The organism is Ensifer sp. LC163 (assembly GCF_001695855.1).
Classification (GTDB): Bacteria; Pseudomonadota; Alphaproteobacteria; order Rhizobiales; family Rhizobiaceae; genus Ensifer.
This window is the reverse complement of record NZ_MBSS01000012.1, coordinates 306259-326102: the sequence shown is the minus strand read 5'-3', so window position 1 is coordinate 326102 and position 19844 is coordinate 306259. Positions and strand designations below refer to the sequence as shown.

The 19844-nt window shown below is 58.5% G+C and carries 20 protein-coding genes and 1 tRNA gene; 15 read left to right on the top strand and 6 right to left on the bottom strand.

The genetic code is table 11. From position 1 onward, the window contains the following. The first annotated feature begins 3 nt into the window (after positions 1-3). The 4 genes from BC360_RS11425 to BC360_RS11410 are packed head-to-tail and all read left to right on the top strand — an operon-like array spanning position 4 to position 5829. The gene (locus BC360_RS11425) at positions 4-1533 is read left to right on the top strand and encodes a tail fiber domain-containing protein (RefSeq protein ID WP_065795245.1); all 1530 of its coding nucleotides are present in this window, start codon (positions 4-6) and stop codon (positions 1531-1533) included. Then, positions 1530-1793, top strand: a complete 264-nt coding sequence (locus BC360_RS11420; RefSeq protein ID WP_065795244.1) for a hypothetical protein — start codon at positions 1530-1532, stop codon at positions 1791-1793. The genes BC360_RS11425 and BC360_RS11420 overlap by 4 nt, the downstream gene beginning before the upstream one ends. Further along, positions 1793-3853, top strand: coding sequence for a phage tail tip lysozyme (locus BC360_RS11415; RefSeq protein ID WP_065795243.1), 2061 nt, complete (start codon positions 1793-1795; stop codon positions 3851-3853). Before BC360_RS11420 ends, BC360_RS11415 begins: the two co-directional genes overlap by 1 nt. Then, on the top strand, positions 3850-5829 hold the full coding sequence (locus BC360_RS11410) for a hypothetical protein (protein ID WP_083222515.1): 1980 nt from the start codon (positions 3850-3852) through the stop codon (positions 5827-5829). Before BC360_RS11415 ends, BC360_RS11410 begins: the two co-directional genes overlap by 4 nt. 234 nt (positions 5830-6063) lie before the next feature. On the opposite strand, the gene BC360_RS31475 is transcribed toward BC360_RS11410, so the two are convergent. Continuing rightward, complete coding sequence (locus tag BC360_RS31475; protein WP_139109996.1) at positions 6064-6204, bottom strand: hypothetical protein; 141 nt, start codon at positions 6202-6204, stop codon at positions 6064-6066. Between the two features lie 129 nt (positions 6205-6333). Between BC360_RS31475 and BC360_RS11400 the strand changes: the two genes are divergently transcribed. The 7 genes from BC360_RS11400 (at position 6334) to BC360_RS11375 (ending at position 11163) form a co-directional block, all read left to right on the top strand. Continuing rightward, positions 6334-7599 (top strand): hypothetical protein, encoded by a 1266-nt coding sequence (locus BC360_RS11400; protein ID WP_139109995.1) that lies wholly within the window; start codon positions 6334-6336, stop codon positions 7597-7599. Between the two features lie 284 nt (positions 7600-7883). Continuing rightward, entirely contained in the window at positions 7884-9269 is a 1386-nt protein-coding gene (locus BC360_RS32705) for a hypothetical protein (protein WP_244512710.1), read from the top strand. Then, positions 9266-9745: a hypothetical protein gene (locus tag BC360_RS11390; RefSeq protein ID WP_083222514.1), complete on the top strand. Its 480-nt coding sequence runs from the start codon at positions 9266-9268 to the stop codon at positions 9743-9745. The genes BC360_RS32705 and BC360_RS11390 overlap by 4 nt, the downstream gene beginning before the upstream one ends. A gap of 27 nt (positions 9746-9772) precedes the next feature. Further along, positions 9773-10426 (top strand): lysozyme, encoded by a 654-nt coding sequence (locus BC360_RS11385; RefSeq protein ID WP_065795240.1) that lies wholly within the window; start codon positions 9773-9775, stop codon positions 10424-10426. Next, complete coding sequence (locus BC360_RS30705) at positions 10423-10665, top strand: hypothetical protein (protein ID WP_208858173.1); 243 nt, start codon at positions 10423-10425, stop codon at positions 10663-10665. The genes BC360_RS11385 and BC360_RS30705 overlap by 4 nt, the downstream gene beginning before the upstream one ends. Then, positions 10568-10789 carry a hypothetical protein gene (locus BC360_RS32700; protein WP_244512709.1) on the top strand — a complete coding sequence of 74 codons (222 nt, stop codon included), beginning with the start codon at positions 10568-10570 and terminating at the stop codon, positions 10787-10789. The genes BC360_RS30705 and BC360_RS32700 overlap by 98 nt, the downstream gene beginning before the upstream one ends. Beyond that, complete coding sequence (locus BC360_RS11375) at positions 10762-11163, top strand: DUF1515 family protein (RefSeq protein WP_065795238.1); 402 nt, start codon at positions 10762-10764, stop codon at positions 11161-11163. The genes BC360_RS32700 and BC360_RS11375 overlap by 28 nt, the downstream gene beginning before the upstream one ends. A gap of 84 nt (positions 11164-11247) precedes the next feature. Here the strand turns inward: BC360_RS11375 and BC360_RS32135 are convergent, their stop codons facing one another. Beyond that, complete coding sequence (locus BC360_RS32135; protein WP_161491374.1) at positions 11248-11421, bottom strand: hypothetical protein; 174 nt, start codon at positions 11419-11421, stop codon at positions 11248-11250. Positions 11422-11493: 72 nt separating this feature from the next. Here BC360_RS32135 and BC360_RS11370 point away from each other — a divergent pair, with 72 nt between their 5' ends. Further along, the gene (locus tag BC360_RS11370; RefSeq protein ID WP_065795237.1) at positions 11494-13029 is read left to right on the top strand and encodes an anti-phage dCTP deaminase; all 1536 of its coding nucleotides are present in this window, start codon (positions 11494-11496) and stop codon (positions 13027-13029) included. Positions 13030-13140: 111 nt separating this feature from the next. Here the strand turns inward: BC360_RS11370 and BC360_RS11365 are convergent, their stop codons facing one another. Both BC360_RS11365 and BC360_RS32355 read right to left on the bottom strand, forming a co-directional pair. After that, positions 13141-15102, bottom strand: a complete 1962-nt coding sequence (locus tag BC360_RS11365; RefSeq protein ID WP_161491373.1) for an acyltransferase family protein — start codon at positions 15100-15102, stop codon at positions 13141-13143. 430 nt (positions 15103-15532) lie between these two features. After that, positions 15533-15967: a hypothetical protein gene (locus tag BC360_RS32355; protein WP_065795235.1), complete on the bottom strand. Its 435-nt coding sequence runs from the start codon at positions 15965-15967 to the stop codon at positions 15533-15535. A 273-nt stretch (positions 15968-16240) separates the two neighbouring features. Here BC360_RS32355 and BC360_RS11355 point away from each other — a divergent pair. The 3 genes from BC360_RS11355 to BC360_RS11350 all read left to right on the top strand — a co-directional run bounded on the left by BC360_RS11355 (position 16241) and on the right by BC360_RS11350 (position 18055). Beyond that, a tRNA-Ser gene (locus tag BC360_RS11355) sits at positions 16241-16330 on the top strand. Between the two features lie 137 nt (positions 16331-16467). Next, positions 16468-16857: a hypothetical protein gene (locus BC360_RS32515; protein ID WP_208858172.1), complete on the top strand. Its 390-nt coding sequence runs from the start codon at positions 16468-16470 to the stop codon at positions 16855-16857. A gap of 136 nt (positions 16858-16993) precedes the next feature. Next, positions 16994-18055: a porin gene (locus BC360_RS11350; RefSeq protein ID WP_065795234.1), complete on the top strand. Its 1062-nt coding sequence runs from the start codon at positions 16994-16996 to the stop codon at positions 18053-18055. Between the two features lie 119 nt (positions 18056-18174). Here the strand turns inward: BC360_RS11350 and BC360_RS11345 are convergent, their stop codons facing one another. Then, positions 18175-19068 carry an alpha/beta fold hydrolase gene (locus BC360_RS11345; protein ID WP_065795233.1) on the bottom strand — a complete coding sequence of 298 codons (894 nt, stop codon included), beginning with the start codon at positions 19066-19068 and terminating at the stop codon, positions 18175-18177. 217 nt (positions 19069-19285) lie between these two features. Then, complete coding sequence (locus BC360_RS30695; RefSeq protein WP_083222512.1) at positions 19286-19771, bottom strand: BA14K family protein; 486 nt, start codon at positions 19769-19771, stop codon at positions 19286-19288. Positions 19772-19844 lie beyond the last annotated feature (73 nt).

The following is a 19844-nucleotide window of genomic DNA, read 5'->3' as shown; positions in this document are numbered from 1 at the left end:
ACTATGGGCAAAAGCAAAGCACCGAAGGCTCCCGATCCGCGCGAAACGGCGGCGGCTCAGACGTCAACGAACATCGGCACGGCAATTGCCAATGGCTATCTTGGCAACGTCAACCAGGTGACGCCCGACGGCAGCCTGACCTATTCGCAGACCGGCACCAACAAGTGGACCGACCCGATGAGCGGAGCCGTCTACGATCTGCCGACATGGACGGCGACACAGACACTTTCCCCAGGGCAGCAGGCCATCAAAACGGAAAATGATGCCGCAGAGCTCAATCTGTCGAAGCTCGCGAACTCGCAGTCGGGACGGTTGCAGGATCTGCTGGGCAAGCCGTTCAATCTGGACGGCGCGCCGGCAGCCGGTGACCCGTCCAAAATCGGACTGCCGCAATATTCGCAGTACGGACCGGGACCGAACCTGCAAACCAGCCTCGGCAATGCCGGTAACGTGCAGAGCACGATTGCTGACGCCGGAAAGATCCAGACGTCATTGGGGAACGCGGGAGACATCACCAAGACGTACGACTACAGCGCCGACACCTCACGCTATGAAAACGCGCTGATGGAGCGGATGAACCCGCAGCTTGCCCAGAGCCGATCCGCGCTTGAAACGCAGTTGGCAAACCAGGGCCTGCAGCCCGGGTCGGAGGCCTATAATCGCGCGATAGATGCGGCGACGCGGCAGGAGAATGACGCCCGGTTCGGTGCGATCCTGAATGCAGGACAGGAGCAATCTCGTCTCGCCGGCCTCGCTCGTGATCAGGCTGGTTTCCGGAACAACGCCCAGCAGCAGGCCTACAATCAGATGCTGTCGAGCGGTCAGTTCTCAAATGCCGCGCAGCAGCAGCAGTTTGGCCAGAACCAGGCACAGCTGCAGGCGAACAACACCGCGCAGCAGCAGAAGTTCGATCAGGGCCTGGCCTCGGCGACGTTCGGGAACTCCGCCAACCAGCAGATGCACCAGAACAACCAGACCCAGACAGCGGCGAACAACGCGCTCAAAGACCAGACATTCAATGCGCAGCAGGCCCAGCTTGCGGCCCAGGACCAGGCGCGGTCGCAGTATCTCAATGAGCAGTACGCGCTGCGAAACCAGCCGATCAACGAGATTTCGAGCCTGCTTTCTGGTGCGCAGGTCAGCAATCCTAATTTCGTGCCGACGCAGGGGCAGAGTATCCCGACCGTCGATTATGCCGGCTTGGTCAATCAGGACTACCAGAACCGGTTGGGCGCATACCAACAGAAGCAGGCGCAATCGGGCGGTCTAATTGGCGGCTTGCTCGGCTTCGGCGGCCAACTCGCCAGCCTGTCGGACAAACGCGCGAAAAAGGACGTTAAGAAGGTCGGGGAACTCAAGGGACACGGCCTCTACGAGTACGCCTATCGAGGCAAGCACGACGACGGGAAGCGCCATATCGGCGTCATGGCCCAGGACGTTGAGAAAAAGCGTCCTGATGCCGTCTCTCGCCGCTCTGATGGCATGAGGCAGGTCAACTACGGCGCCTTGTTTCTGGCCGGGAGGAAGAAATGAACGGATACACCGGCTATCAGGGCGCCCAGGCGGGCGGCGACCAGCGCGAACAGCTTGCGGCGCGTCTTCGGGCTCAAATCCTCGGCCAGCCACTGCCTCAGACGATCGGCGGCGGCGCGGGCATGCTCGGCGCCGGCATCGCGGCAGGGCTTACCAATCGGAACGCCGCTTTCCCGGCGGCCCCCGGCGGCGCGAAACTGTCTCTCGGCACTGGTCTCGCCAATTTCCTCACCGGCAACCGCAATGGAGGTCTTTTCTGATGGTCGGATACCTGTTCGGTGGCAATACCGGCGAGACCCCTGAAACGTTGAAGCGCAAGCGCGAGCTCGCCATGGCGATCATGGGCGCGCAAGGCGCACCTAAGACGGTAGGCGAGGGCCTGACGGCACTCGGCGCCGGGATCACCGCCGGCTTTATGAACCGCCGCGCCGATAAGGCGGAGAGGGAAGGGCGCGCGAGCGCTGATTCGCTGTTCAGCAGCGGTTTGCGCGGTCAACTGGCGAGCAAGATCATGGGGTCGCCCCCGTCGTCTGGCAGTGGTGGCGGTTCGGTTGCGGCTGGTCCTGTCACGACCAGTGGTGACGTCTATTCACCCTTCATGGACACGGTGCGCGGCGGGGTTACAAACCCTTATGGCCTCGCCGCTGTGGCCTCGACCGCCAACGCTGAAAGCCGGTTTTCGCCCCAGAACGCCAACCGTGCATGGAGTGACCCGAGCGAAAGCGGCAAGGCGGGCACTGCCGGCGGCATCATGTCGTGGCGCGATGATCGCCTCAACAACCTCTATTCCTTCGCTGGGAAGAAGGGCGAAAAGCAAGGCGCGATCAGCCCGACGACTCAGGCCGAATTCTTCCTTCAGGAAAACCCGGCCCTCATCACCGCCTTGAACAACGCGAAGTCCGTCGAGGAAGCCCAGCAGTTAATGAATAATGCCTGGAAGTTCGCCGGCTATAATCGCCCCGGCGGCGAGGCTGCGAACCGCATGGCGTCGGCGAACGCCTACCTGCCGAGTTTTCAGGGGCAGCAGCAGCCGCGCGAGGTCGCGAGCCTCGATCCGTCGATCGGCATGCCGAACACGGCCGCCGGAGCTGTTACCGCGATGGGGCAGGGCGGCTCGCTGCAGCCAGTCAACTCGCAGACGATGGCCGGCGCCGGTAGCGGTGCCATCGCCTCGGCATCCCCATTCGCGCCGCAATCTCTCTCCGACGAAGTGGCCGCCTACGAACGGACGCCGGAGTATGCCGCTCGTTTCCCCGGCCAAGAGCAGGCCAATCAGCCCGAAGCTCAACCCGGGCCGGTGCAAGTGGCCCAGGCGCAGCCCCCGCTTGATGAGGGGCCAGACCCGGCAACGCTCTATCAGATCCTGACGCATCCGTTTTCGTCGCCGGAGCAGAAGGCCACGGCCCAGATGATGCTTGAGGAGCGGCAGTGGCGCCAGCGGCAGGATTACGAGCAGCGCTTGAAGCAGAGCGACCCAAACTATCAGATGGACCTGGATTACCGGCGCGCTCAGATCGAGAAGTTGAACCGCGAGGCCGAAACGGGCGGAGAGAACTTCTTTGGTAACCCGGTCGCCGTGCAGAACGAAGACGGCTCCATCGCCTACGGCCAGATCGGAAACAAGGGCACGTTCCGCCCTATCAAACTCGGTGAGGGGCAGAGTTTTGCGCCCCCGACGAGGACCGTTGATACTGGAACCGAAACCATCCTGATGGACCAGGCCGGGAATGTGATCTCTCGGACGCCGAAGCAAAATCGTGAGGCCGAGAGGGACAAGGCGATCGGCTCGGGGGAAGGCAAGGTACAGGCGGAGAAGCAAGCCGAGTACGACAGCATCACGAGCAAGATGCCGGGACTTTATAGCGTCGTAGATCGGCTTTCTCAGCTTGCCGAGGGCGCGACCTACACGATGGCGGGCCGTGCCCTTGACTACGGTATCGGGCAACTTGGCATGGAACCGCGGGATGCAGCGGTGGCCCGGGCTGAATACACCGCCATCGTGGACAACCAGATCCTACCCCTGCTTCGCGACACGTTCGGAGCTCAGTTCACGAACGAAGAAGGACTTCGCCTGGCGCGAACCCTTGGTGACGCCGATAAATCTCCGACCGAGAAATCCGCTCTGCTGCGTGCCTTCATCCAGCAGAAGGAGCGCGATATTCAGGCTCTTGGCACGCAGATCGGCAAGGGCGCGGGGCAGCCTGACGTCCAGCGACCAAGCCCCAATGCGGCCGCAAGATCCTCAGACCAGGCGCCCGCTGGTGTCGATCCGGAAGACTGGAAATACATGACGCCGGAAGAAAGGAAACTCTTCCAATGACACCAGAACAGCAGAAAGCGCTTGCCATTGCACGCGCGCGTCGTCGTCGCGAAGCTGAAGCGAACAACACGCCGGAGAGCCAGCAGTCGATTGACGGGCGGCAGGCTCTTTCTGAGTTGACACAATCGGCGTCTTCACCGGCTTACGGTGGCGTCACCGGGGCCGTCGATGCCTACGGCCGTGGTATCGCGAACACGGCCTCGTTTGGTTTCGCGGATGAAGTCGGAGCCGGCGCTCGCTGGCTCGGCGGCAAACTGCTGCCGTGGCAGTCGGACGTCACCTATAATGAGGCGCTGAAAGAGGTTCGGGGCGAGGACAAAGCTGTTGCGGCGGAAAATCCTGGCGCAAACCTTGCCGGCAACCTTACGGGTGCCCTCTGGATGGGGTCAAGGCTTATGCGGGGTGGCCTCTCGCCGACGGCGAACGCGATCAATAGCGGGGCGGGGCTTGGCCGGGTATCGCTTGCCTCTGCGGGCGAGGGCGCTGTACTGGGCGGCCTGCATGGCGTTGGAAGCGGTGAGGGCGCAGAGGGTCGGGTAAAGTCGGGTGTTACCGGGCTTGCGACGGGCCTTGCGCTCGGTGCTCTGACGCCGGCCGCCGTTGCTGGTGTTTCGCGCGTCGCTTCCCCCTTCGCGGCGCCGCTCATGGCGCGTGTTTTCCCAGAGCGATATGCCGAGCGAGCCATCGGCGAAGGCGTGCGTAGATCGGGCATGACGGTCGATGATATCGCCGCGGCGCTCGGCCGCTCGCAGGCTGACGATCAGGGCATGTATGCTGTTGCGGACGCCATGGGCAACTCAGGTCAGCGCATGCTGTCGACGGTCGCGCGCACGCCGAACAACGAACGACAGGCCGTCGTTGAGACCCTGCAGGCGCGCCAAGCGGGGCAAGGCGATCGACTGTCGAACTTCCTCGCCCACGGCTTCGATGCACCGGATACCGCCGCGCAGCGGGCAGCATTACTCACTGCGCAGCGGACTGCCACAGGAAACACCAACTATACGGCGGCCAGAGAGGGTGCGGGGGCTGTCAACCTCAACGGTGCGATCGACGAAATCGACAACCTGCTCGGCCGCGACCCGATTCTCGGAGACACCGCGCTAAGCGTTGGGCCGCTCGGGCCGCGTCTGCAGGCTCTTCGAGACCAGCTGCAGCGTGATGGCGAGCAGCTCGTCGATTTTGACCGGGTCCTAAACATCAAGTCGGATCTGTTCCAACAGATGCAGCGGAACCCGCAGGTCGCAAACGACATGCGCGGCGTTTACAATGCGCTCGACCAAGCGCTTGAGAACTCGTCCTCCGGGTACCGGGCGGCGAACGACACCTTCCGTCAGCAGAGCCGCGCTATCGACGCAGTCGATGCCGGCCGCAACGCCGCGTCTGGCCGCATGCGCGCCGATGATACGGTGCCGGCCTTCAATCGCATGTCCGGTGAAGAACAATCAGGATTCCGGGCGGGCTATGTCGACCCGCTGATCGCCCGGGTCGAAAACGCCTCGATGTCGCCGACCACGAACAAGGCGCGCGGCTTGGTCACGCCAAAGACAGGCGCGGAGTTTCCGGCCTTCGCTGGGCCTGGGCGCGCAGATCAGCTCGCCGCTCGAATCATGCGGGAACAGCGCATGTTCGAAACCGCCAATCAGGCACTCGGGGGGTCGCGAACGGCCGACAACCTCGCGGACGCGGCAGAGATGTCGAAATTTGACCCGGGCCTTATGTCAAAGCTGTTTCGTGGCGATGTCCCAGGGGCGATCATGGAAGGCGGACGCCGGTTGCTCGGCGAAGCGCAAGGCATGCCACCGCGCGTCATCGAGCAGGTTTCTCAGGTTCTGATGGAGACGAGGCCGGAAGTTGCGCGGCAGCTACTGAGCGGCGGTCTCAGCCGGTTGTCGCGGGCCGACCAGATGCGAGCCCGCTTGATCGCTTCGATGATCAGTTCAGAGGCGGCCGGAGCCGGGCGGTTTGGTGCGCCATGATTCAGGCACCTTGTTGCCAGTGATCTCGATCGCCCATGCCATAATAACTGCGCCGGTTCCCGCGCCTAGGGCTATCGACGTCCAATCGAAGGTGAAGGCGTGCAGATAGCCCGCCCAGCCGACTGCAAGTATCGGAAACACCCAGCGCCAAGGGCCCGGCCCGCGGTCAATCTTCGGCTCGTCTGGGTCGTGATCAATCTGCATCGCAGCAACATACACGAGAACGGGTTTTGCTCAATCCTCGTCGACAAAAGCCAGATAGCGGTTGCCGATCAGCCAGTCGCGAAGGATGCGCTTGATTGCCTCCTCGCGGCTGACGCCATATTCGGCCATGAACCGCCGAACGCCGCGCTCAATCTCTTCGTCGAGTTCCACCGAAACCACCCCTCGTTGAATGCGTGCATGAAAGCGAAATCTCGGTGAACATGCAAGCTCCCGGATAGCGGGCGGTCTGGGCGTTCGAGGCGAATCATGCTCTCATCTTGTAATTGCAAGGGGGAGCAAATGACGGCTGAAGTGTGCATGATGAACCGCTTGGCCGTGGTGCTGGCAGCGGATTCAGCGACTACGGTTTCGCGCTGGGTCGATGGAAAGAAGGAAGAGCGGTACTTTAAGGGCGCCAATAAGATTTTCCAGCTTTCCGACCATCATCCGGTTGGCCTGATGATTTTCGATTCAGCCGACATCCTTCAGGTGCCGTGGGAAACCGTCGTGAAATGCTTCCGCACGCATCTCGACAAAAAGCCGTTCAACACGGTGGAAGAGTATGCCGAGGAATTGTTTTCGTTCCTGGATGACAACCCGCGGTTTTTTCCGGAGAGCGTGCAAGCCGACCAATTGCTCCGGCCCGTTCGCGCCCAAATTTTCGGTTGGATGGCAGCTTCGAAATCTGACGATGAAGACGGCCTGCAACGCGAGCGGCTTGATGCGCTGATCGAAGCGCAGCGCGCAGAACTAGTTGATGTGCCGTTAGCGCCCTGCTTGAAGCAAGAATTGGTCGACAAGATTGTCGCCGATTATCGCGAAGCGATTCTTCAGACGATCGCTGAGTTCGCTGAATATATGCAGTGTGAGCCCCCATCAGACTTGGCCCATGCAGTGGAAACCGCGTTCTTGCAGATTTTGAAGCATCCAGAGGATAATCTGGGTACGACTGGGCTGGTCATAACGGGATTTGGTGACCATGAGATATTCCCGTCGATGGTCGAGTATGTGTCTTGCGGAGTAGTCGGAGGGAAGCACCTGCATCTCCGCAAAACGGACAAGCGCCTGGATCATGACAACCCAGCATGGCTGTCAGCTTTCGCACAAACTGAGATGACCGACACGTTCAATCTCGGCCTCAGTGTTCCGATGTATGGTCAATTGATGGTAACAGTGACGGAGAACCTCGCGGAATTTGCTCACCAAGTGGCCGACAAAAGCGGCGGAAAAATTGACGCAATTGACGATCTAGAAGGCCTGATGCAAGCTGCGACGAGTAATATCGGAGATGCGGTGCTTGACAAAGCGTGGAAAGAGCATTCTTTGCCGCTCCGAAGTGTCTTGAGCGTGTTGCCGGTAGACGAAATGGCCGAGTTGGCGGAAACCTTAATCACTCTTCAATCGTTGAAAGAGAAGGTGACGAAGCCGTCGGCCACAGTCGGCGGCCCGGTGGATGTGGCCATCATCACCAAGCACGAGGGTTTGGTCTGGGTTAAACGGAAGCATTTCTTCAACTCAGACATCAATTCAAGGTTTACGCTGCGCCAAGCAGCAAAGCATTCGTAGCAGACTTGGGAGAGTGCAATGAGTTGGCAGACTACAGCAACACGGCCTGCAAAGGATGGTGAGACTGCTAAGACCACCGCTGCTCAACGTCCGGAACAGGCTGATCGGGATCTGATCATTCGCGAAAGCCGAGCTCGGTATCGTGAGTTCATCCAAACAATCAATCATGCGAGTGACAAGGACATAGAGCGGGCGCTTTCTCGCGCCTCCTAATCCACTTCCATCATCGGAAATCTTCAAGGCCTGGGCTCATCGCCCGGGCCTTTTTCTATGGAGAAATGCCCATGCCCAGAACTGGCGGTGTCTACACCCCTCCGGCCGGCACGAAAGGCGTGCCGAATACGACAATCCAGAGCGTGCCTTACAACACACTGATCGACGATCTGGCGGCCGATGCCAATGCGGCCCGTCCTGTCACGGCAGGTGGTACCGGTGCGACGTCGGCGAGTGGCGCCCGAACCGCGCTCGGCGTCGAAGTCGGTACCAATGTCCAGGCTTACGACGCTGGCCTGCAGTCGATCGCCGGTCTGGTGACCGTCGCTGACCAGATTATCTACACGACCGCGTTGGACGTGTACGCCACAACCGCACTGACGCCATTTGCTCGAACGCTGCTGGATGACGTGGACGCGGCAGCGGCACGTGCGACGCTCGGAGCGAACAACGCGACCAACCTGACAACAGGTACGATCGCGGACGCTCGCTTGCCAACGACGCAGACGGCGAAGACGTTCACGGGGACCGTTGTCGGGACTAGAATTGAGCTTTCTGGAAGCTACGTGACTTCAGGACAAGAATTGGTCTTCAATAATAACTCCAACAAGCACATCTGGTTTAGAAACGCCGCCGGCACAAATAGAGCGCTCCTCTACAACGAGGTGACCGACAACTCCCTAAGGCTCAATCTCTACAATTCCTCCGGGGCGTTCGTCAGGGCGGTGACTTTCAGAGAAAGCGATGGCTTGCTTGATGTCGCTGGCCCGATTGCAAGCACAGGATTGACAACAGGAGACGTCACCGCCAGCCGTGGGAACGGGACGGGCGTCATTTTCCTTGGAGGGGGCTCGCGGTATCTACACTACGACGGTGCCAATTACAGCATGCCGGCGGCCGGTCTCGGTATCGGCGGCAATCTAACCATCACTGGCGGCGCCATCTACCAAGGTGACGGCAACGTCTACATGCCTTGGGCTGGGAACTATCTCAGTAACGTTCTCAACAGCAAGATCACTACCGATGGGCGGGCGTATCCGCGTCGGGTTGGCGGGGGTGATCTCAACATGAACTGGTCCGGTCAAGGCGGTCAGCCGTCTTGGCTCTGGGGCGGGAACGACGGCGTCAATATGTACGTCTACAACCCATCCAACTTCAACGTGAACTACGCAACTGGCGCGGGCAACGCCGATACGGTTGATGGTTATCACGCCAGCGCATTCGCGCAGGTCTACACCGGCAGCAACGCGGCGGAGACCAACTTCCCGATCGGGCATCTTGTGTTGGCGTGGTCGAACGCCGCTGCGGGTGCGCGTAACGTCGCACAGGGTGTATGGATCGATAGTGGATCAAACTGGCAATATCTGAACTATGCTAGTGGCGCTGCTTTGGCTGGCACATGGCGTACACGGGGCACAGAAAGTGGAAACTACGCCTTGATGCAGAGGACAGCATGATGACACTTGCACTCAATGAAATTCACAGCGTCACCGCGACACCCGAGCAGGGTGTTTACATGGTGACTTGCAACATCACTGATATGCACGGCGACAGGTATGACTGTGAATACTACTCACGGCCGGACGACGATTTTGGACTGAACCCGACCATTCGGCAGTGGTTGGCTGATAACCCCAGCTTTCCTATCGGGCCTTACACCCCACCAACCCCCGAAGAAATTCGTAAGCACATGCCGTCGCTCACGGCAAGGCAATTCCGCCTCGGCCTGGTCGCCGGCGGATACGCGCCAGCACAGGTGACACAGGCGATCGACACCATGCCCGATGGTACAGCGAAAGAGACCGCCAAAATCGAATGGGAATATGCGACGACCTTCAATCGCATGCACCCGCTGATCGCGACCGTTGGCGCCGCGCTCGGCCTGAATGATACCCAGATCGACGCCATGTGGCTCGCTGCGGTCAATCTCTAATTCCAATCAAACAATTAGGTGACAATTATGAATCGACGCATCAACGCGGCGGGGCTTGCGCTCGTCAAGCAGTGGGAAGGCTTTAAGACGAAGGCCTACAGGGATGTCGGCGGCATCTGGACCGTCGGCTATGGCCACACCAGTGCTGCAGGCGCGCCGACCGTAAAGCCGAACATGGTCATCACCGAGGCAGAGGCCGAACCGATCCTGCTGGCGGATCTTGCCACGTTCGAAGAGCGGGTCTCGCGCCTGGTCAAAGTGCCGCTGACGGACAACCAGCACGCGGTGCTTGTCTCCTTTGATTTCAACACCGGCAAGCTACACTCGTCGACCCTGCTGAAAAAGTTGAACGCCGGCGACTATGACGCCGTGCCGGCCGAACTGATGAAGTGGGTCAATGCCGGCGGCAGGCGCATCAAGGGCCTCGTCAACCGTCGATCGGCCGAGGCAGGCCTTTGGGCGCAGGGCGAGTTCGTTTCCACCAACACGCAGCCGGCCACACCGAAGGCGCCGGAAGTCGTGACGAAGGAAAACGTCAGTTGGGCGGCGGGCATCCTCTCGACGGTCGCCTTCGCGTTCACCGGCAATGGTCCGCTGCAGTGGGCGCTGGCCGCGATCCTCGTCGTCGCCTTCGCCATCGGCGCCTTCCTCTTCATCCGCAATCGGCTCGATCCAGCATGATCGCCTGGCCGAAGATCCTCGGCGGCGCGCTCGTGCTCGCCGCCGTCACCTGGACCGTCCTCGAACTTCGGGCGGGCGGCGCCCGCTCGGTAACCAACGCAATCGAAAGGCAGAACAATGCGGCGGCACATTCCGCGGGCGATGCTCGCTCTAGTTATGACCTATGTATCGCTCGGGGCGGCGTGTGGAAGTTCGGCGCCGGCAAGTGTCGACGGGCTCCGGAGGGTGGTCGGCACTGACCTGGTCGGCGCGCGAGGGGCGACGCAGGCAGATCAGCGGAAAATAGACCGGACAGTCGTCGGCCTTTGCGCCGGCGGCGTCTGGACGAATGCGGAATGCCTGAGGCACGGGGAGGGGCAATAATGGCAGCTATTGAAACAGCGGCGGCGGTCCATCGCCAGCTAGGCGAATTGGCAGCAGGAATGCGCGCCTTGCAGGACACAATGCGCCGAATCGAGGAGGGCGCCGACCGCGCGGAGGACAGGGCGACCGAAAGTCGTGCGACTGTTCACCGCCGCATGGACGAGCTTGTGGGCCGGGTCGGTCTTCTCGAATCGTCCACTGCCGCCGTCGTTGCGGATGTCGTCGAAATGAAGCCAGTGACAGAGGAAGTGAGGCGCTGGAAATTGATGGGTATCGGTGCGCTCGGGGTGACCGGCATTGCTGCAACGGCACTCGGTGTGAGCTTCGCCGAGGCGATCCGGCGCGTCGGGTTCGCGCTTCTCGGAAGAATATGAGTCGCCAGACAATTCTTGCAATTAATTGCACAAACTAAAAACCCCGCCGAAGCGGGGTTCTTTGGTATCTCAGACGGACCTTACTCATTTATCCGAAAAACTGATCGTATGCTGAAGCGCATAGGAACTGCGAAAATCATCCAAAGCGTTCTCATAAGCTGCTTTGTTCTGCTTCGCGAGCGTGCCAAGCTGATCTAGCAACGACTTATCCTGACGAACTTCTTGGGCGGAAGCTTGTTTCTCCGGCTTCGGTTGCATTGTCTTCCCTGATTTTTGGTGCCATCGTGAGTCCGTATCTCACGCTCCAATCATTAACAAAACGATAACGATATGACCACCCACTCGTTTCCGCGTACTGAAATTAAATATCCAGAAATTGTCTTTGGGATTGTGTCACCGGTGGGCACAAATATTGCTGCAACCATTGCAGAGCTGAAAGGCCAGCTGACTGCAAAAGGCTACGATGTCTGCCATATAAAGATTTCAGATCGGTTCCAGGAACTCGCTCGACGGCTCCAATATTCCGGCCTTAGATCTGCTTCTCGTTTCGATCGAGTGAGCACATACATCAGCTTCGGTGACTATCTTAGGAAAACGTTTGGAAACGCTTTTCTGGCTGCGCTAGCCATTTCTGAGATTGCGTTTTTCCGTCAATCTGGCGATCAGCAATTTTCCCAGAAGGCATATATTGTCGACCAGTTGAAGACCGAGGATGAGCTTGAGCTGCTCCGCGAAGTTTACGGTGCCTGCTTCCTGCAGCTGTCTATTTACTCCGCGCGGGACATTCGGGTCGATCACTTATCGCAAGTCATGGCACGCGATGAAAAAAAACGAGACAAGAACTCCTACAGGGATAGGGCGGAGAAACTCGTCGTTATCGACGAGGACGAGCTAGCAGTTCAGCACGGTCAAAAAGTCGGGAAAATATTCCAGCTTGCCGACGTAGTCATCAATGCTGATATCTTTGATGACCTGAACAACGTGCCTCTGCAGGTTGAGAGATTTGTGGAGCTTCTCTTTCAGAACAATGGGTATTCGCCCAACCGCCTAGAATACGGCATGTACCTCGCTCACTCTGCAGCGCTTCGAAGTCTAGACCTATCCCGTCAGGTTGGAGCCGCGATTTTTCGTGCGAGCGGGGAAGTCGCCAGCTTAGGTGCAAACGAAGTTCCAAAAGCCGGTGGCGGTACATACTGGTGTGACGATCCATTCGATGCCCGCGAGTTCAAATTAGGAAGCGACAGTAACGACGCTCGAAAAACGGAGCTGTTGAATGAGGTGCTTGAGATCGTTTTAGGGAAAGAATTCGAGCTCAAGCCCGATACGAAAAAGCAGCTAGACGCCAGTCAGTTCATGGATGCGCTTGAGTACGGCAGAATAGTGCATGCAGAGATGTCAGCGCTAAGCGATGCCGCTAGATTGGGGATAAGTGTGGCGGGGGGGACTTTGTATTGCACGACTTTTCCCTGCCATATGTGTTCAAAACACATTGTCGCGAGTGGGCTGCGGAAGCTCGTTTTCCTAGAGCCTTATCCCAAGAGCCTAACATCGGATCTTCATTCTGACGCTGTAAGCATTGAGGGCACCTCCCGCGGCAAATATTCCACGTACCCTGCTGTTGAGTTTGTTCCATTTTTTGGCATCACACCACGCCGCTATCGCGAATTCTTCTACCGCAAGAAGCGAAAGAGCGGTGGTGAATTTGAACCTTACCACAAGGGCGAGGCTCGCCCATTCATTTCAATTATGGCGCCTTGGTACGGACGGCGAGAATCTGAAATCATTGAAATATTCAATGAGAAGCTGCCCGCGGCAAAATCGATAACTGAGATATTCCCGACCGAGGTGACGCCTGTAACTGATTGACGCGATCTCGTTCTACCCAAAAGAAACGGCCCCTGCAGAAGGGGCCGAGTAACGCGACATTGGGTTGGGGCAAATGTGTTCGCTGGCGCTTTCGATGCACGGCCCAAAATTCTAGTCTTCGGAGGCGGTGAGTTTAACGTTGAAGGTTTCTTGTATTGCTGGCGCTATCACCGCCGATACAGTCAGGTCACCGCCTGCTTCCGAAAGGTGGCCGTAGTCGAATGTGGTTAGCTCGAGCTTCCCATCGCTCGCCTTGGTGTAGCGAGGACACTTACCGGATCTGCAGATGCCATCGATAACGGAAACATATCGCGCTCCACCATTGGTGACATCGCGCCGGTAAGTGGCGTCGAAGGGGAGCAACCCGGAAGCGAGACCGGCGCTATCGTACTGAGTTAGATCTGAGAGTGGTATGTTTCGGACACCCGCATCGAGTGCAACCAGATCAGGAAGCGACTTCTTCCAAATTGGCAACTGTCCGATGACTAGGACCGGTGTAGACCGTGCAAGATCGGCGAGTGACATGAGGAAATCGTGATAGTAGCCCTCGTACGTCCAGCGCTCATCTACTTGTGCAACGCCAGCCTTCGCCGACCACTGGAACATGTAAGCCGCCAGCACCACCAAATCAGGTTTCTTGGCCTCAATTTCTGTGATGATCTGCCTATTGATCTCCGCGCATCTAGGTGTCGCTGTCTCGGATCGATTCTCCGGAAACGCTGTCGCGAGCGGCAAGCAATATGCTGCAGACATTAGTTTTAGTTCGAAACCTGCCTTATCGGCATACGATTTCAATGCCGGAAAGATGCTTGCTGAGTGAGAGTCCCCAACGAGCAGGACACGCGGCCGGGTGTCGGTTGTGAGCCTACAGGTCTCAGAGAATACCGAGTTTTTCGCGTCCAAAAGAAAACATTTATCGCCCATCTGAAGTTCGGTCGTTTCGCGCGGCATCAGTCCTGCGACGCGTTCTTCTGAAAGCGATCCTGTGTACTTCGCCGCCGAAACTACAGCGACCAGCGAGAAAACGCTTGCGACAAAAAACGGCTTCCTTCCAACCGATGACTTTCGGCGGAAGGGTTGTTCAACGAATGCCCACGACGCGACTGAAAGGGCCAGAATCACTAGAAGCACAGCGATTTGGGCCCATCCATCGAACAAGCCGCGCTCTTCGGCAGCCACGATGACAGGCTGGTGCCACATGTAGATGCTGTAGCTCAACATCCCTATGAACACCAATGGACGCCAGGTGAATAGTGCGTGGAGCGATGTGCCTGGCGTCGCCGAAACTATTAGCGCACAGGTTCCTAGAACCGGCACCAGCGCGTACATGCCAGGATAAACAAGGTGCTCGTCGTAAGCCCAAAACGCCACCGATATCGCAGCGATGGACATCCACCCGGCGAGTTCCTTCAGCATCCTGCAGGACGCCGAAAAACGAGCGTCAGCCCCGACAACGACAATAGCCGCGCCCGCCAGTATCTCCCAGATGCGGGCGAAGAACATGTAGTAGGCGCCCGTCGGCTTCGTGACGGTGAAGAAAATAGAGACTGCGAAGAAAATGGCCGCGGCCGCCAGCATTGTGCGAGCAAGCTGGCTGCGATGCTTCCGAAAGACCAGCGCGAAAATCAGGGGAAACGCGATGTAGTATTTTTCTTCGATCGACAAGCTCCACGTATGGAGCAGAGGTCTGGGATGATCAACGGCATCAAAGTACCCCCCGGACTGCCGGAAAAAGATGTCCGATGTCAGTTGCAGTGACGAGATGGCACTTCTGACGAAGCGGGAATAATCGCTGGGAACAAGAATAAGGTGGAAGACCGGTATCGACACCGCGAGAACCACGATCAACAGCGGCAAAATTCGGCGTGCTCGGCGTTCGTAGAAGTCCCAGAGATCGAACGTCCCGCGTTCGAGATCGGAATAGATCTTCGCGGTGATCAGGTAGCCGCTGATCACAAAAAAGATGTCTACTCCTATGAAGCCGCCAGAAAAGGAAGCGATGCCCGCGTGGAACAAGACCACCGGGATGACCGCCAATGCGCGCAGGCCATCAACCTCAGCTCTATAGTGCACGATATGCCCCCTGCAACACTGCATTGTTCCCCGCCGCCTAACGCAAATTGCGCAAGGCGTCTGTATCTGGTTGGCAACGATTGTCTGAAAACGCAGATGATGGGCGTGGGCGGCCATCGAGCCTCAGGCTTCTGTTGGACAACATTATTGACCATCCCTGGCGCAATCGGTCGTCTGCTGCTGGCAGCACGCAAAGGCGAGGGCTAGTTTACGTCGATGGCTGCGGGGCGGCTGGAGCAATCAGGAAACGGTCAAGCTGCTCGATCAGATCAGGACCGATCAGCCGGCAGTGTCGCTAAAGCGAAAGGGCGCGGTGTTTGCGCGGCGGCATATCGCGCATGGACGGAGGACGGAAAGCTCCGACATCCATCGTTCACGGGTCTGCGCGAGCTGGCGGACACGCTGACGTCCTCGATCTCTGCATCGTTGCTCAGCTTCGGCGCGAATAGAAAGCGGAGCCTGGCACGTTCGCAAGCGATTCCTTCATGCCATGATGTTCCGGCTGGAAAAAGGTGCACGTGTAGTTGTCGGTCAGAGCGACGAACAAGGTTCGCGCAATTGCTTCCCGCGCAGCTTCTCTCTTGTTGGCGTCGATACCGACCATGTCCGTCGCTAGTCCTTCCGGCACATTCCATAGCGCAGTCGCCAAGAGCTTGATGAGCTCAGCATCGTCGATGGAAACACCAGCACGCTCAATGCGATGATTGACGCGCACCCCGGCCACGATGGACTTGGCGATCGCGGCGGCGCTCGATTTCTCCCGCCGTCGCGATTGCCCCGTTCCGGCAAAGCCTTTTTTCGTGGGCTGATGGATGGTCGCGAGGCGAATGCAGATTGATGATTCTAGGTAGCTATTGTCGGACATGCGCTTTCTTCCTCGATCGAGGTTTCAATAAGCCGCATGTCGTGAAACGGCGTCCGCCTACGCCTAACGCCACTCCTTATATATAGGCGGCGGCCACAACAAGAACGATACGTGAACAAATTTTGCGAGTTTTTTGCGAGGCGCGGCGCAAACCGGCCTGATGTTCGCGTCTGTTCACGTCACGCCGCCGTTGTTGAAAAAAACCAGCTGTTTGTCGATTTCCTGCAAATAAGCCTTGCAATCAAAGGCCCGTCGCCATAGTGAGACCTCAACGGAGAGGTGGCCGAGTGGTCGAAGGCGCTCCCCTGCTAAGGGAGTATACCCGGAAGGGTATCGAGGGTTCGAATCCCTTCTTCTCCGCCATCACCTTCTGATGGTTGATTTTTCCCACTCATCGTATGTCAGTCGGCCGATGTGCCGCTCCTCAATCCAGATGACATCGGCCCAGCTGTGAGCCAATGCATTCCCGGCGCCATCGGCGCCAATGTCGATGAACCTCCTTGGCTTCGGTCAGCAATCTTCTCCACACAGAATCAGACGCCGCCAACGATCAACTGCGAATCTCGCGAATTGATTCTGATGATTCCGGTGGTCGGAGCGGCAGTGGGCAATGTCGATTCCGTGAAATGTGGCGGCGCCGCATCTTGCTCTTCCCAGGAAATTGGCTGGCCGGATCGGCTTTTCCCCGCATTTTGGGCCGCTTTCTGCCTCTTTCTGAAACAGGCTGCACCCTTGGCTCTTATGCTAAGCCCTCAGGAATAAAGGCTTTTCTTAATCCTTTATTAATTTTCTCGGGCCGCATGCGGCGATTTTGTGTCGTTTCAGCAACAGGGTTCGGCGAAGGGCGACGCAAAGCACGTGATCTCGCCAGTTGGACGTTGCGCCGATGACCGCGTCTTGTATTTTCAAATCCGGAAGCAAGGGCGGTTGATCGTCCGACTTCTTGAACGTTGGGGATGGGGCAGGGAACGCTGTCCTTCAGCAAAATACCCAGACCCGTTTGAAACTTTTGACTGGAGGTCAGAAATGAACATCAAGAGCCTTCTTCTCGGCTCCGCTGCAGCTCTCGCAGCAGTATCCGGCGCACAGGCAGCCGACGCAATCGTCGCAGCCGAGCCGGAGCCCATGGAATACGTTCGCGTTTGCGACGCTTTCGGCACTGGCTACTTCTACATCCCGGGCACGGAAACCTGCCTCAAGATCGGCGGCTTCCTCCGCGTTCAGGGCTCGTTCGGTCGTGATGCTTCTACCAGCCGTTACAACCAAGAAGACTTTGACTTCGACGATAACGGCGTAGACGATCAGTCCACTTCGGACTGGGATGCCTTCTCGCGCGCTTATATCTCGTTCGACGCCAAGAGCGACACCGAGTACGGTACGCTCACAGGCTTCTTCGCTCTCGAAGCAAACGCTGATAACGACACCGACTCTGGCGACAGCGACTTCATCGACATCGATGAAGCCTACATCCAGCTCGGCGGCCTCAAGGCTGGTTTCTTCTACAACTGGTGGGATAAGGGCATCAACGGCGAAACCGATTCGCTCGGCAACGTCACCGAATTCAACTCGGTCGCCTACCTCTATGACGGTGGTTCGTTCCAGGCTGGTCTCTCGGTTGACGAGCTCGAAGGCTGGTCCACCAAGGCAAACGGCGTTGGCATCTCCGGCATCGTTTCGGCTTCGCTCGGCGGCGTATCCTTCGACCTGCTCGGCGGCTACGACACCGAGTGGGAAGAAGGCGCGATCCGCGGCTTGCTCTCGGCTGACCTCGGTCCGGGTGTCTTCCAGCTTGCTGGTGTCTGGGCTTCGAACCCGAACACTTACTGGACTCAATCCGAGTGGAGCGTTGCTACTTCGTACCGCTACAACGCCACCGACAAGCTCGCCATCACCCCCGGCTTCCAGTACTTCGGTGGCCTGCAGGACACGCTCACCAGCTTCGGCAACGACGATGCATGGCGCGCAGGCGTAACGGTTGACTACAAGATCGTAGAAGGCCTCGCGACCCGCGTCTCGGTTCAGTACGAAGATGAAGACAACGGCGACGATCAGGTTTTCGGCTTCGTCCGCCTGCAGCGCGACTTCTAATCTGATCTGACCTCGGTCAGCTTAGAGAAGCCCGGCTTTCGAGCCGGGCTTTTTCCGTTTTGGCGCAGGAAGATTGAGACCGAACCGGCTTCTTCGCGATGAAGTCCACAGCTCGCTGTTTAAAGGCCGTTCGCCGCAGTCTGCAAAAATACGGCGATGTCGCTTCTGAGACCGCCGATATGCAGCAATGGCGCGTGCCCTTGATCCGCTGCTATGGCCGACGCCATTGTACAATGCCGGCGATGCATTTCGGCGACTGTCTTTTCTGTCAGCAATCTCGAGTTCTCCCCGCGGATCAGCAGCAGAGGGTATTGGCAGAGCGCCTGGAACGGTTGCCAGAGATCGGGCAGGGTGGTGTCACCGTCGAGTGATAACAACTGCTTGGCTATCGCTTGGTCGAAATCGGGGACCGGATATCCGTTTTCATCGCGGTAGATGGCGGTTGCCATCTCGCGCCAGTCTGCTTCGCCAAGGGCCGTGAACTCGGCACCGTGCAAGGTCTTGAGGTGGGCCGGCGCATCCTCCCAGCTCCGAGGCTTGTCGCTGTTGTTGAGATAGTCTCGGATTGCCAGCAATCCTTCGCGTTCGATCACCGGGCCGATATCGTTCAGTATCACCGCAGCGATCAAGGAAGGCATCTGCTGCGCGAGCAGATGCAGGATCAGCCCCCCACGTGAGGTGCCGATAAAAATTGCCTTTTCAATAGCGAAATACGCGCAAGCGGTGATGACGTCGGACGTTTCAATTGCAACCGTATAGCGGCTCTTATCGTCGTCGCGTTCCGAATTCCCGCGGCCACGGTAGTCCAATGAGATGACGGGATGTCCGCCTCCCGACGAAGATGCGAGAAAGGTGGCAAGCTCGTGAAAATCTCGGCTGTTGCGCGTAAGTCCTGGCAGGCAGATGACCGGCGTTGCCGCCCCTAACCGAGGCTCAGGTCCGTATGCCCGCGCGTAGAGTTGCAATCCGCCAACCCCGTGGAAGCGATGTTCCCGAAACGCGCCTTGCCCCATGCTCGCCCTCCATGTCAGCACCCGGTCGGATCGTAGCCGTTGAAACGGAAACGGCAAGCAGGCGGTCCGGCAAACGACGCTTGTCGCTCGCGCTACCTTTTGGCGTCGCGAGATTGCCGGTCACAGGCATCACGGATTGAAACCACGTTTTCGCGCCGATACCTGAGCAGCGGAAACATCGGAGTGGTTGCGAGCGGCCGCCGCCTCATCCTGTTTGTCAGTAGGGCGAATAGCACTGCCGCCGCGAACCATAGTAGGGCTGGTACGTGTTGTCCCAGGCTCGATAGGACCGGTACCGCGCGTAGCACCAGCGTGTATGTGGGCTGCCGCCGGCAACTCTCGGACCGTTGTAGTATCTTGGCTGGCTCAACAAGCCGCCAATGATTGCGCCGGCTGCAAGTCCGCCGATGAACGCGCCGACATCATTATCGCGGTCCCGATAGTATCGGCGGTAACCATCGCGATAATAGCCGTGTCGGTCGCGGTCGTAATCGTGCCGGTCGTACCGATAGCCACGGCCGCAATAGGGGAAACTACACCCGCTACCGCTCTTCCGCGCTTCACCGCGCTCGTACGGGAATTGCGCCGGTTGGACATCGGTGGCTTGAGACGCGATCCTCGGGGCGACCGGAAATGCCTGTGCAGGTGGAACGCTGCTCATTGCCGTCACCACCGACAGGGCGATAACTGTTAACGTCTTCATTGCCTTCACCATTTCCTTCGGGAAAGATGGAACCTTCAAGAAAGGAAATGCTTGAGATCGTACTTTGTGCCGC

Coding starts and splice junctions, on each gene's coding strand:
- BC360_RS11425 (WP_065795245.1), top strand. CDS start 4: ATGGGCAAAAGCAAAGCACCGAAGGCTCCCGATCCGCGCGAAACGGCG.
- BC360_RS11420 (WP_065795244.1), top strand. CDS start 1,530: ATGAACGGATACACCGGCTATCAGGGCGCCCAGGCGGGCGGCGACCAG.
- BC360_RS11415 (WP_065795243.1), top strand. CDS start 1,793: ATGGTCGGATACCTGTTCGGTGGCAATACCGGCGAGACCCCTGAAACG.
- BC360_RS11410 (WP_083222515.1), top strand. CDS start 3,850: ATGACACCAGAACAGCAGAAAGCGCTTGCCATTGCACGCGCGCGTCGT.
- BC360_RS11400 (WP_139109995.1), top strand. CDS start 6,334: ATGACGGCTGAAGTGTGCATGATGAACCGCTTGGCCGTGGTGCTGGCA.
- BC360_RS32705 (WP_244512710.1), top strand. CDS start 7,884: ATGCCCAGAACTGGCGGTGTCTACACCCCTCCGGCCGGCACGAAAGGC.
- BC360_RS11390 (WP_083222514.1), top strand. CDS start 9,266: ATGATGACACTTGCACTCAATGAAATTCACAGCGTCACCGCGACACCC.
- BC360_RS11385 (WP_065795240.1), top strand. CDS start 9,773: ATGAATCGACGCATCAACGCGGCGGGGCTTGCGCTCGTCAAGCAGTGG.
- BC360_RS30705 (WP_208858173.1), top strand. CDS start 10,423: ATGATCGCCTGGCCGAAGATCCTCGGCGGCGCGCTCGTGCTCGCCGCC.
- BC360_RS32700 (WP_244512709.1), top strand. CDS start 10,568: ATGCTCGCTCTAGTTATGACCTATGTATCGCTCGGGGCGGCGTGTGGA.
- BC360_RS11375 (WP_065795238.1), top strand. CDS start 10,762: ATGCCTGAGGCACGGGGAGGGGCAATAATGGCAGCTATTGAAACAGCG.
- BC360_RS32135 (WP_161491374.1), bottom strand. CDS start 11,421: ATGCAACCGAAGCCGGAGAAACAAGCTTCCGCCCAAGAAGTTCGTCAG.
- BC360_RS11370 (WP_065795237.1), top strand. CDS start 11,494: ATGACCACCCACTCGTTTCCGCGTACTGAAATTAAATATCCAGAAATT.
- BC360_RS32355 (WP_065795235.1), bottom strand. CDS start 15,967: ATGTCCGACAATAGCTACCTAGAATCATCAATCTGCATTCGCCTCGCG.
- BC360_RS11350 (WP_065795234.1), top strand. CDS start 16,994: ATGAACATCAAGAGCCTTCTTCTCGGCTCCGCTGCAGCTCTCGCAGCA.
- BC360_RS11345 (WP_065795233.1), bottom strand. CDS start 19,068: ATGGGGCAAGGCGCGTTTCGGGAACATCGCTTCCACGGGGTTGGCGGA.
- BC360_RS30695 (WP_083222512.1), bottom strand. CDS start 19,771: ATGAAGACGTTAACAGTTATCGCCCTGTCGGTGGTGACGGCAATGAGC.